This window comes from Dyadobacter sp. BHUBP1, assembly GCF_050587785.1.
Lineage (GTDB): Bacteria > Bacteroidota > Bacteroidia > Cytophagales > Spirosomataceae > Dyadobacter.
This window is the reverse complement of sequence record NZ_JBOBIH010000004.1, coordinates 585,267-597,539: the sequence shown is the minus strand read 5'-3', so window position 1 is coordinate 597,539 and position 12,273 is coordinate 585,267. Positions and strand designations below refer to the sequence as shown.

The window sequence follows — 12,273 nt, the reverse complement described above, 5'->3', positions numbered from 1 at the left end:
GATATTGTACATCAAAGTGAACCATTTAATATATGACTTTCATTGAATGCGCATCAAAAGCGGAAAGCAGGGGATTCCTCCCCCACCCTCCTTTCATCCATCAGTATTAAAACTCGTAAGACAACGAGAGCCAGAAACTCCTCGGGAGAATCGTGCGTCCCGGCATCATTGTTCCTTTTTCCACGGCGGCGAAGTTGCGGAACTGGTCTCCGCGCACGTCACCTTCCGTCAAAACTCTTGCATTGAGCAGGTTATCCACCCAGAAACGGGCATTGATCGCCTTGGTAAAATTGTATCCTGCGCCCCCTTTCATGAGCACATAGGCTGGTAGCTTGTAGCTGTCGCTCGGAGACGTAAAGCGCGATCCGATGTAGTTTCCAGCCAGATAAATATTGAACTTCTTGTAATCGTAAGTCGCCGACAATTCGGTATTGAAAACCGGCACACGTTCGGTGCGCTTGCCTGTAAAGCTGTAAGTGGTATCGCCCAGGATGGCCACAATCGCCGAGTTGGTGTTGGTATTCGCGGTATAATCGGTGTATTTCGAATCCTGCAAGGTACCTGTCCAGCGGAGGCTCAGCGCCTTCGTCAGCTTATATGACGCTTCGAATTCAGCACTGTAAGTACGGGTTGAGCCGAATGCGACAAGTACCTGGTTACCCGAGGAAATGGTCGGCACGGTAATGGACAACGACACATTCTTGATCGCGGAATAGCTGGCAGAAGCAAACAGTGAAAAGTCGTTTTTGGCATATTTCACCCCCACTTCACCCAGGTACACAGGACGTTTCTTGATCTTCGCGGGATCGTACGCGGTAGCGTTGTAATCCGCGATCGTAGGCGCATTATAAGCACGGGTAGCACGTGCGAAGAGGGCCGCTTCGTTGTTGATTTTATAGTTCAAGCCCGCCGTAGCTGCCCAGTTGGTGATCGTTTCGGAGTAATCGGTGTAACCGGCGATCGTCAGGCCGGCTCCTTTGGTATAATCCGGTGTGCCGTCCGCTTTGAATGCGTAGAACGGACGTTTCCCGTCCACATTCTGGTTATCGATGCGTGCACCGAGGTCGAGGCGCCATTGGGGATTCAAAGTGATCTCGTCCGATGCGTAGGCAGACAACGTACGCGTATCGCCTATGACCGTAGTCAGGTTGGTAGCCGTAATTTTCGCAGCCGTGGGCGAGGCCAGCAATCTTTTGGGCTTTTCTTTAAACTCCTGCTGATAAGAAAAGTTGTAATTAGGCCCATCGTTGCGGTTGAACTGGTGGATACCTACACCAAAGCCTACATTATGGTTGCTCATCGACTTTTTAAAATCCAGATAATCCACAATCTGCACATCCTTACCCTGCTGGCCGATGCCGGTCACATTCACAATGCGGTCCCCCGCTTTCAAACCGGCCTCTGAGCCATCCAGGTAGTAGTAAGGTGTCGATCCGTTGTAGGTTATAATGCTGGCCGGAATACCCGCTGTCACGGTCCGGTTGGTATGCTGGTAGCGGAAGTTGTTGTTCACTTCCCAACCGTTGTCAAGCAGGTAGTTGAACTGGAAACCGCCAGAGCCCTGCCTGGTGTGGATGCCATCGGCGAAATCGTAGTTACGCGTCACGCCGTTGGCATCGGTATAGCTGAATTTGGTATCGACCGTCGCCAGCGACTGGGTGACCATATCAAAATTGTCGGTTTTGGCAGGTTTGCCACTTCCGTCGTACGGATAGAAACTGGTCAGCATCCATTGCACCTTGTCGTTCAGGTACTTTCCATAGACTCGCACGAAACCTTTCTGGTTTTTGAAATTGAAAGTCATATTGCCCTTCAACTGACCGCCCTGGTTGGCTGTATAACCCGGAGGCACAATGCCTTTGTCGGTGCGGAAAAAGCCGCCGATGTTGTAGCGGATCCGGTCGTTTACCTTGCCGCCGACGTTACCGTCGAGGCGGTAGAGGCCTTGTGAAAGACCGGTCGTTGCTTTGAACTTGCCATAAGTCTTATCCGCGCCGGTATAGCTCAGGTTGTTGATCACCGCGCCCGGCGTATTGGCCATCACGATCGACGCATTGCCGCCGCGCACGGCTTCGATGTTCTTAATGGTCAAATCGGTTTTATAATACTGGTCCACGGAAGGAATGGAATTGAAACCCGTGGGCAAAACCGGCAGACCATCTTCCATGATCCCTAGAAAAATGTAGCCGCCCTGCTGCGGGAAACCGCGTACCCACACGTTACCGGGCCCGTCGCCTCCGGTACTTTCCACTGTCAGGCCTGGAATGGCTTTCAGGAGGTCGGTACTGTTCAACGGCGCACGGGTTTGAATGTCCTTATTATTGATCGTGGTGATCGCCACACTGCTTTCGATCTTCTTCTTCGGGTTACCGCCCGTCACGACGATTTCCTGCAATTGCAGAATGTCGTCCTTCATTTCGATATTCAGCTGGACATCCTGGCCGGCCACCTGTATTTCCTTTTTGATAGCTGTAAAACCGATGCTCGTCACATTCAACGTATAACTACCATCGGGAATGTCGGTAAAGCTGTAAGTTCCGTTAATGTCCGTCACGACGCCGAGGTTGTTGTAGCTGAGTATCAACGTTACGCCGCTGAGCGTCTCGCCCGAGACGTCGGTGATCTTCCCCGAAATGGTGTATCCAGTCGCCCGGCTCCGGATGCCCGTGGTGGGGCCGCCCGCTGATTTATCCGAACGGCTGATGATGATCAGGTTGTCGGTCACGCGGTAATGCAGCCCGAGGGGTTTCAAGGTTTCATCCAATACTTTATATAATGGCTTCTGGGCCGCCTTCACGCTCACTTTCCGATCGCTGCCGATCATTTTGGCACTGTACACAAATTTCCCGTTCACCTGCTTTTCCAGGTTGCCCAACACGTTTTCGATTCCCTGCTCTTGAATATCCACGGTTACTTTTTGGGACAAAAGCGCCTGCGCCTGGCCATCCGTCGCTTTGGCCGTACCAAGCGCCCACAATCCCACAAGTAAAAACTGGCACAGCGATATCCGCATGACTTTGAAAATAAATTGAAACTTAAAAGCTTCTTTCATACATTTGACTGTTTTATTGAGGTTAGATTTTGATAAAACAATCCCCGTTATCCTTCTTTGGACGGATAGTATTTGCGGTCGAAAACAAATATGGGGATTCATGAGGGTCGGGCATGTTGGTAGCATTGTCCGACTCTTTTTTTGTACTCACTTTCTTCTATATACGCATCGGCATCCGGGTTTTGAATGGTTGAAAAAGGGTTTCTAGCTTTTACAGCCTTTACTATAAATGACGATCTTCCCGTCGACCACTTCATACCGCGCCTCGATCACCTCGCAGAGAATGCTCAGTTTGCTGAACATCGGCTGGCCGGCCAGCGATGCCGTTACGGGGCATCCCTTCATGACGTCACGGTCGAAAATGATGTCGATCTGGTAAGCCTCCTCGATGTCGGTAAGCACGGACGAAGCTGGTGCATTTACAAATTCAAAGGTTTTAGGATGGTCCGAAGGCACGATTTCCGGGTTATCGCTCAGCGTTCGGCGCATTTCGCTGCTGGCATGCTCAAAGATCAGCTTCTGATTGGGCGTCAACACCATGCCGTTGGGCGTTTGGGACTGCACATTCCTGCGTGCCGCAAATTCTTTTTGCTTGAACACCGACACTTTCCCTTCGCGCACCTCCACCAGCGTCTTGTCCGAAGCATCCCTGGCCCGCACAAAGAAGCTGGTACCGAGCACTTTGGTCACCAGGTCCGTCGTATGCACGAGGAACGGCCTTTTAGGATCCTTGGCTACCTGAAAATACGCGTCGCCCGACAAATAGACCGTACGCTGATCGGCCGGAAATGTTTCAGCGAAGCTCAATCTGGACTGTGGGTACAACACCACCTGCGTGCCGTCCGTCAGTTTGATCACCTGCTGCTTCCCGGAAGTATTTACCCGCTCGACCAGCTCTTTACCCGATACAAGCCCGTTATAACCATTATTGGAACGATAATACTGCCATCCGACCCATCCCAACCCAATCACCACCACTGCACAAGCCGCCACTTTCACCCAAATATCCGCATACCAGGGCCTACCCGAAGGCATCTTCCGCACGACACCTGACCTATTGACAATACCTGACTCTCCAACAACATCCGGCCCATTGACAACACCTGACTCATTGGCAATACCTGACCCACTAACAACACCGGACTCCCTGACAATACCTGACCCTCTAACAATACCTGACCCATTAATTCCTTCCACAGAATGCCGCTGCTTCTCAATCCGAACGCGTTCCAAAAGCCCCTGAATTTCGAGGTCGATTTCTACCTCGTCGATATCGGTGCGGTAGTGCCGGTAAACACTGTCGAGCAATTTGCGGGCACCTTGAATGTCATCCGCCTGGGCGGGGTTCTCATCGAGATATTGCTGCCAGAATACCGCATCTGCGGCTCCCCGATGCCGCACCCAGCCCTGAAAACGGGCATCGAGGACGAAATCTTCAAGCGTGTATTCCTGGTACTGATCCATGTTATAATTGTTTTCTAACTATACATAGGCAGCGGGCGTGTTGGAATAATCAAAATATTTCAAAATTTTTTAAAAGAGTTGAATGGCACGAAGGCCGACCTTCGTGCTTACTATTCGCAGGCCTCTGGCCGGTCGGTATCGCCAAAACGACATTGCGTTAGGGACCGGCCGGAGGCCTGCGAATAGTGCATGCAAAGCGGGAGCTTTGCACCAGCGTGCGCTTACAAACGATCTTTCAATTCCTGGATGGTACGATAAAGCAAATTGGCAACGGCCGGCCGGGAGATCCCCATCACTTGTGCGATGGCCTCATTATCCATATTTTCGAAGAAGCGAAGGTAGATCACCTCCTGCTGGCGGCGGGTAAGGAGGTTGATTTGCTGGTTGAGGGTTTTGAGCATCGCCTCGTTGGTCTCGATTTCGATGATATGCTCTTCAATGGAGGCGTCACCACTAACTTCGGCGGAAAAATCGAGTTCCTCACCCTCGCTGATCCATTGCTGGCGCTGGCTTTCCCGGTAAATTTTCCGGCGGAGTGATTTGAGCAGGTAAAACTTGACGAACGCCGTATCCCCGATCGTTTCGCGTTTGGCCCAGAGCTCCATGAAAAGGTCCTGAATACAGTCTTTGACAAACTCCCTGTCACGCGAAAACTTTGCTCCGTAGCTAAAAAGGCTTTTGTAGTAATGCCGGGCAATCCGCCCGAAAGCCTCATCATCCCCCGCGCGAAACGACTTCCACAAGTCGGCGTCATCAGCATTGTTGTCGGGATGGGATTGCATTCAGGGAAGGTACGTCAGTTCTATCGGGACTGCAATCCTACACCTTTTTATATAATTAAACAATTTTTATTTTGGGTGAAAGGAGGAAAGGGAGAATGGAGGAAAGGGGGATGGGAGTTTTGTCAAGTATAATCAGGTATTGTCAGATGTGATGCTCGTACGATCCCTTTCCTCCATCCTCCCCTTCCTCCTATCCTCCCTTTAATCCCTACTCAAATACGGTGGCAGAATGGGGCGTATCGTCGGGTTGTCGAGCAGGCTTCGCAGACGGATGGAGTCCGGATACGGTATTTCGAACTGCGGCTGGACCAGCACCGACGGGTCGCCGGTTTTAAGGTACTTGCGCACGTTTGCCTCCTGCTTCATCGACAGGTCATAGGTCTGGTGTACAGCGAGCATATCGCGCTTGCGGCGTGTGATGTGGCCCATGATAAATACGACGAAAAAAACTGCCCCGAGCCACGCTACACGCTTGTTTTTAAACGTAATCTCGATAAAACGCGCCGCGAACCAGGCATTCCCGATCAGTCCGGGAGTGAATAGCTCGGAGTGGCGCGAGGATACGCCCCCCATCTCCTGTCCGCGCCCGTACGCGATGGCGACCGTCTGCGCAAGCGACCACATTACGCACCCGGCCATGAACAGGTCTGCGCGGGAGAGCGTCCGGTTCCGTAAAAGCCAGGGAACCATCGCCAGGCCGGGTATCCACAAAACGATCGCAGCAGGCCAGCTCTTGGACACAGGCCAGGCTAATATGAAGCGCAATGCTTTTCGCATATCCGAGAGATTGCGGGCGCGGTAAACGTGGTTTGCCTCGATCTGCGGCATAATGGAATATCCTAACACCGCCAGGCCTACCAGCACAACCACCAGCCCCACATGTTTCCCATTGATTTCCCGTTTTTGAAAGGCCTGCAATGCATACACGCCCGCAGCGGCGAGGGGCGTGAAGATACCTGATGCCATAGTAAGCACGCTCAGCCACGACAGCGCGAGCACACCGGCCATCGCCAGGAGGCTGTCCGGGTATTGCGCGGCCAGAATAATCGCAAAAAGCGTGAAAATGATCAGGAAATAAAACTGGCTCTGGAAGCCTACCAGCACGTTTTCAAATGCAAACGGAAGCGCAAATTGAGCGATGATAGCGATCAATACCAGCCAGCGGGGACCGTACAAGGCTTTTTGGCGCATTAAAAACAGCAGGAAAGTGAGCGGAATGAAGGCCGCCACCAGGATATTCACCCGCGCCTCGATAAGGTTGTCCCAAACACCTGTGATATTAAAAATCAACAGCGACAGCAACCGCGTCGGCAAAATGCGGTGCTCGTTGTGCGGGTCCCAGAGATAGTCGATATGCAAGCGGCCTTCGATCCACGGCCTCAGGAGATGATCCCCTTCCGCATCCCACTGATCCCAGAAGGGCAGCGGGATGGCGTAGGTTTCGACAAGGTACAGACGCGCTGCCGCGATGAGCAGCAGGGTCGCAAGCAAGGCAAGGATGTTTCTTGTAGACATAAAATGTTTCAGGGATTGTCTGCGCTACCGGAAATTCCGTGCCAGCCAGTCGCTTATCTGCTAATAGTTATCTTCCGGGCAGCCGATGTACCATCCACATTCCGGATTTGAATAATGTAAGTTCCCGGCACCAATTTGCCCACCGAAATGCCCTCACCGTCGATTTGGGCGGTTTCGTGCACAAGCTGGCCGGCAGTAGTACGGATTTCCACAGCCGCAATTTGGTTGGAACCGGTTGTCTTGATAAAAATTTTCTCAGTTACCGGGTTCGGAAATGCCACAAGTCCTGCCCCATTATCCCTCAACAAGTTACGGATGCTACTGTACGCAAAAGTGCCGTCCTGATCGACCATTTTTAACCGGTAATAAATGTTCCCGGCCGCCAGCTGACTGTCCCAATGTGTGTAGTGGAGCACTGCATTGCTTTCCTTCGCCGCCTCTCGCGTCCCGATCGTCGTCCAATCCTTCGCGTTCAGGCTTTTTTGTATTTCAAAATGGGAAGTGTTGGTTTCCACGGAAGTAGTCCATTGCAGGAATGCCTGGTTTTCGACTTTGGAAACTTTGAATGAGGCCAGAGTAACGGGCAGCGCCGGACCTTGTTGGAAAATGTAAACGGTTCCGGGACTAAATACATCGAGTTCTCCGGCTTCCCGCGCGAGGCCAAAAGCGCCCACAAAAAGGGTGGTGCCGCTTAATGCCACGGATTTCCCGAAGTTATCACCTCCGACGCGTAAAGAAGGCGATAACCTTTGGACGGGTATCCACTGGCCGCCATTGGCAACATCCCTTTTGAAAAGGTACACCCCTCCGGCCCCAGATACGAAATTTTGGCCCTGACCATCTAAATCTTCATAACTGCTACCCACCGCGGCGAAGTCGCCGCTAATCTTTACACTGTTTCCAAACCATGAATCGGCAGTTCTCGTCGTGGCAGTGAGCTTGCGTACCTGACCCCAGGCATCTGTGCCTCCCTCGTCTTTCGAAAAGATATAGGCTGCCCCGGCGTCGCCTAGGTAGTTTAATTCGTCCTGGTCTTCATCTTCAAACGGCGCGCCGACGATGATGTTATTCCCCGAAATATCCACATCAGCTCCAAACCAATCCTGTTCCGCACGCACAGTCGGCGCGATCTTCTTCACTTGTCCCCAGTTACCGACTCCGCCCTGGTCTTTTCGATAAATATATGCGGCCCCTGTATAAGACAATGGTACTAATTCGGATGCATCCTGCCGCTCGCCGGGTGCCCCCACAACGAACAAATCACCTTCGATGGCTACCGAAACACCGAAGCTATCGCCCAATTCCCTGAGTGCCGGAGCAATTTTCCTGACCAAACCCCAATTATCTGCACCGCCTGAGTTCTTTTCGTAGATGTATGCGGCACCTGCATTATCGACAAAATTTGCGTCGTTCACATCGAAATCGTCGTTACGAGCTCCAACTACCACGAAATCTCCGCTGATGTCCACCGCTTCTCCGAAACTGTCACCGGGATTAATGGTGCGCGTCTGAATGCTCTTCACCAATCCCCAGGCGCCTGCACCTCCCTGGGCACGCTTAAAAATGTGCGCAAGACCCACGTATTGACCCTCGACTGCCATCGCACCTGTTTCGCCTACCACTACGTAATCACCGCTGATTGCCGCCGAAGCACCGAACCTCGCGTAGGCATTACGCACCGGGGCTGTGAGTTTTGCAGCGGGCTTCCACTCACCAGCTTCTTTGATGAGTACATAAACACTTCCTGCCATCGGCTTATAATCGCCGCCGGAAGCGTCGTAAGCATCGTTGGGAGCGCTTACGACCGCGTAGTTACCCGAGATACTAACACTTTGACCGTAATCCATGCTCGGGATGGCCGCAGAATTACCATTAGGATATTTCGCCAGCAGTTTCTGGACCTGGCTCCAATCCTGGGCCCTGGACAACGTTGGAACAGCAAAAAAAATCGCGTAGGCGAGTATGCCTGAGCGCAGAGAAAGTAAAAATTCAGTCATATAACAAAACCGGATAGAGTTGGATGAGTAGTATGGCCAAAAATAGGTTGTAACTATTACATTACAAAAAGGCTATACAACAGAAAGCGGGTTGGCTCGATGAACCAACCCGCCGTTTTTTCGTCATATAACTGGACTACATTTTGTTAACTACCGTAACAATGCTGCGGCCTTTTACTAAAAACTTACCACCTGAGCCGCTCACCTTCACGGGGGCCAGATCGCTTTGAGCGGAAGTCTCGTAAGCCTTCGCCGCACCCGCTTGCTGTCCTGATCCGAGAGCCAGCTGAACTTCTTTTTCCTCGTTATCGCTGTTTACGATCACGGTTACCAGTTCATTATTGGTATTTAAATAGGAAGAAGCCAGTAAACCATCGGTGCCCAGGCTACTGGAAGCCTCCACGCGCCTTGCGCCGGGACGTACGAAACGGCTGAAATTACCCAGTGCCCACAACATTTTGGACGACTGGTACTGACCGTCGGTTTTGCTTTTATCAATGTAAACCAATCCATCCTTGTAATCATAAGGTGAAACGGAAAGCCACCAGTGCCAGGCCGTTGCATTCGCATTGACGAGGTCGCTATGGATTACTCTGGCGATGTACAGCCCCGAAGTGATGCTCAGATCCCGGCCTTCGCCCTTGATTTCCCCCTCATTATCACCCAATATGCAGTATTCCGACTGCCAGTATTCCAGCCCCGGCACCGTCGCCACTGCATTTGCAAGCTGCGTGCGCTTTTCGACGGCCGCTCTGTATGGGGAAGTGGTGAAATAGCTATGTGCCGAAATCGCCGGGACTACATTAGGCAGGTTACCAATGTAATCGGCACTGCTTTTGTCAAAAAAGGCGGAAATCTGGCTTGCGCGTCCCGGACGGTTATGCTCCGAATAGAGGTACTCGATTTGCCCGGCTTCCGCAATATTGATTTGGGTCGGGAGGTTTTTCTTCAAAAGTGCCGCACTCAGAGACCGCGTGATGGCTGCTACCTGGTTATTGAAATAGGGCGTTCCTTCCTGCCCTCCGTCGCTCCAATCCCACTGCGGCTCGTTCGCCGGGCTCACATATTGGAAAGTGATACCCGTTTTCTTGCGGATGCCATCGATCACGTCGGCCAGATATCCCGCGAACTTATCGAACTGCTGTGAAGCAAGGTTCGGCTGGCCGTTGGTAGCGTAGCCCTTCCCATTGGTGGTGAACTGCACCGGCGGCGTATTCGGGAAAAGCAGAAATTCCTTGACGCCGCGCTCTTTGGCTGCATTCAGAAACCACATTTGCCCCGCTTGCTTGTTCCAATCGTAGCCGCCGTCTGCGGCGAAAAAAGATTCGGCGCGGCGCCATTCGTCACGGATACCGCTGGCTTCGCCCTGCTCGGTGGTACCTCCGCCTGCATTAAACCGCCAGAGTGACAGCCCGATGCCCTTCATATGACCATCAGCGAGGGTATCGGTACTGAAAAGCAGGTCGGCGATGCCGTTTTTCTTCGCCAGCGGCCAGTTGCCGGCAAACTGGCACGCCCAGGCGTCGGAGCCCCCGAAATTTCGGATTGTCTGGTACTTTTTCGACGGATCAATACGGATCGTTACGGCTGGCGCCGGTCCCCCGCTTTCGACAACGGGATCGCCGCCATTGCAGCCAATGGACGCAGCCATAAGGATTCCAAGGAACAACGTTCCAAGGTGTTGGGAATTTAGCATGAAATGGTCTGTCAGGGAATGGATAGAAAAAGAACTCCCGGCGGCTGAGGCACCGGGAGTGAAGATTGCATTAATAACCAGGGTTTTGTTCGAGCTGGTTGTTCGACGCCTGGATCTCGTTGCGCGGGATCGGGAGCCAGTATTGCTTGTCGGCAAAGGCGCGACCTGTCAGCGCTTCCTTCCGGGTATAGGTAAATGTGCTGCCGCTCTTACCCACTTCCACTCCGTAAGCAGGTTTGTTTTCGACAGTGCCGGCGATTTTCCAGCGGCGTACATCATAGAAACGGTGCTCCTCGAATGCCAGCTCAATGCGGCGTTCGTTGCGGATACGCTCACGCATCTGCGCTTGCGTAAGGCCCGCAGGTAATGCAGGCATGCCCACACCCGTGCGCTGGCGGATCGCGTTCACAGCCGCGTATACGCTCGCATCCGGACCGGAAGCTTCGTTTTGCGCCTCTGCGTAGTTCAGCAATATCTCCGCATAACGGAAGTAAATCCAGGTTTGCGTACCAGCCACATCCCACGGATTGTCGATAGGCAGGTTATCATTCATGAATTTTTTCAGGTAATAACCGGTCTTCGAAGTATTCCAGTTTGAAGGACCGTCTTTGCTATCCTTACCGCCCGGCGTGAATGTTTCGACCGTGCTGCCGCGGTATGGTGCGCCGTTGTACAGAATGGTAGCATAAAAACGCGGATCACGGTTTTTATACGGGTTTTTTGCGTCATAGCTGGTATTGGCGTCGGTAATGCGCGTGCCGTCCATCATTTCGTAGTCGTCCACGAGGTTCTGCGTCGGTACATTGCCACCCCATGCGTTGTAGCCGTTCGGGCCATTCGAAATTTCCAGACACACGTGGCGTGCGCCTACCGCGTACAAGCGGCCGAAGATGATCTCCTGATTGTCGGTAGTCGTGAAAAGATTGCCGTAGCCGCCGGTATAGAGGCTGTATTTGTTCAAATCCATCACTGCTTTCGCTGCCGCGGCCGCCTGTTGCCAGGTGCCTGCATTGTAAAGCGGGCTGGCAGCGTATAATGCGAGGCGCGCCTTTAATGCCAATGCAGCGCCTTTGGTAGCACGGCCCAGCTTCCAGGTGCTATTGTCGTTTGATGCAGGCAGCAATGCAGCAGCTTCGTCCAGCTGCGAGATGGCGTAATCGAGACCAGCCTTGATCTCCGCCCGCTGGAAGAGCTCGGGGCCTGTGAGGTTGTCGCTCACTTCATAAACTTTATCCCCCAGCAGAACCACTTTGCCGTAGTTGCGGATCAGGTCATGGTAGCGGAATGCGCGGATAAACTGCAATTCACCCTTCAACCGGTTGCGGCGACCGGCGCTCATCGGCACGGCGTCGATATTCGCCAGGGCGTAGTTAATCTCGCGGATGCTGCGGTAGCTGCGGCCCCAGAATGTACCCGCGATGCCGGTGTTCTCCGGCGCGATCTGGCCCCGCTGGATCAGCCAGGTATTATCATCGTTGTTGTAGATAGATTCATCGGTAACCGACGACCACATGGCGTATTCAAAACCGCGGCCGAAGCCTGGCAATGTCCCTTCCGCTTCCTTGTCGGTCAGGCGAACGCCCATGTAGCGGTTGGTAACGTACGCTTCAAAAAGTACGGAGTCGGAGAGAATGGAGGCGTCGGACACACGGTCGGTGGGCACGACGTCCAGGAAATTCTGGTCGCACGCAGACAGCGAAAGCATCATCGCCGCGGCCAGGGCTGGTAATGTGAAGCTCTTTATTTTCATGTTAAGCATGATTTCCA

General features: G+C 52.7%; 7 protein-coding genes. All 7 read right to left on the bottom strand.

Features of this window, described 5'->3' with window-relative positions:
- Positions 1–106: 106 nt before the first annotated feature.
- The gene (locus ACQ4MZ_RS18980; protein WP_430847340.1) at positions 107–3,052 is read right to left on the bottom strand and encodes a TonB-dependent receptor domain-containing protein; all 2,946 of its coding nucleotides are present in this window, start codon (positions 3,050–3,052) and stop codon (positions 107–109) included.
- 204 nt (positions 3,053–3,256) lie between these two features.
- Complete coding sequence (locus ACQ4MZ_RS18975) at positions 3,257–4,516, bottom strand: FecR family protein (RefSeq protein ID WP_430847338.1); 1,260 nt, start codon at positions 4,514–4,516, stop codon at positions 3,257–3,259.
- A gap of 221 nt (positions 4,517–4,737) precedes the next feature.
- Entirely contained in the window at positions 4,738–5,298 is a 561-nt protein-coding gene (locus ACQ4MZ_RS18970; RefSeq protein WP_430847336.1) for an RNA polymerase sigma factor, read from the bottom strand.
- 201 nt (positions 5,299–5,499) lie between these two features.
- Positions 5,500–6,813: a hypothetical protein gene (locus tag ACQ4MZ_RS18965; protein ID WP_430847334.1), complete on the bottom strand. Its 1,314-nt coding sequence runs from the start codon at positions 6,811–6,813 to the stop codon at positions 5,500–5,502.
- A gap of 53 nt (positions 6,814–6,866) precedes the next feature.
- Complete coding sequence (locus tag ACQ4MZ_RS18960; protein ID WP_430847332.1) at positions 6,867–8,810, bottom strand: T9SS type A sorting domain-containing protein; 1,944 nt, start codon at positions 8,808–8,810, stop codon at positions 6,867–6,869.
- A 136-nt stretch (positions 8,811–8,946) separates the two neighbouring features.
- Positions 8,947–10,506, bottom strand: a complete 1,560-nt coding sequence (locus tag ACQ4MZ_RS18955; protein WP_430847330.1) for a glycoside hydrolase family 30 protein — start codon at positions 10,504–10,506, stop codon at positions 8,947–8,949.
- Positions 10,507–10,576: 70 nt separating this feature from the next.
- Positions 10,577–12,256 carry a RagB/SusD family nutrient uptake outer membrane protein gene (locus tag ACQ4MZ_RS18950; RefSeq protein WP_430847328.1) on the bottom strand — a complete coding sequence of 560 codons (1,680 nt, stop codon included), beginning with the start codon at positions 12,254–12,256 and terminating at the stop codon, positions 10,577–10,579.
- Positions 12,257–12,273 lie beyond the last annotated feature (17 nt).

What these genes read in the sequence shown, in the direction of transcription:
- ACQ4MZ_RS18970 (WP_430847336.1), bottom strand. Translation starts at nt 5,298, where the DNA reads ATGCAATCCCATCCCGACAACAATGCTGATGACGCCGACTTGTGGAAG.
- ACQ4MZ_RS18980 (WP_430847340.1), bottom strand. Translation starts at nt 3,052, where the DNA reads ATGAAAGAAGCTTTTAAGTTTCAATTTATTTTCAAAGTCATGCGGATA.
- ACQ4MZ_RS18955 (WP_430847330.1), bottom strand. Translation starts at nt 10,506, where the DNA reads ATGCTAAATTCCCAACACCTTGGAACGTTGTTCCTTGGAATCCTTATG.
- ACQ4MZ_RS18975 (WP_430847338.1), bottom strand. Translation starts at nt 4,516, where the DNA reads ATGGATCAGTACCAGGAATACACGCTTGAAGATTTCGTCCTCGATGCC.
- ACQ4MZ_RS18950 (WP_430847328.1), bottom strand. Translation starts at nt 12,256, where the DNA reads ATGAAAATAAAGAGCTTCACATTACCAGCCCTGGCCGCGGCGATGATG.
- ACQ4MZ_RS18960 (WP_430847332.1), bottom strand. Translation starts at nt 8,810, where the DNA reads ATGACTGAATTTTTACTTTCTCTGCGCTCAGGCATACTCGCCTACGCG.
- ACQ4MZ_RS18965 (WP_430847334.1), bottom strand. Translation starts at nt 6,813, where the DNA reads ATGTCTACAAGAAACATCCTTGCCTTGCTTGCGACCCTGCTGCTCATC.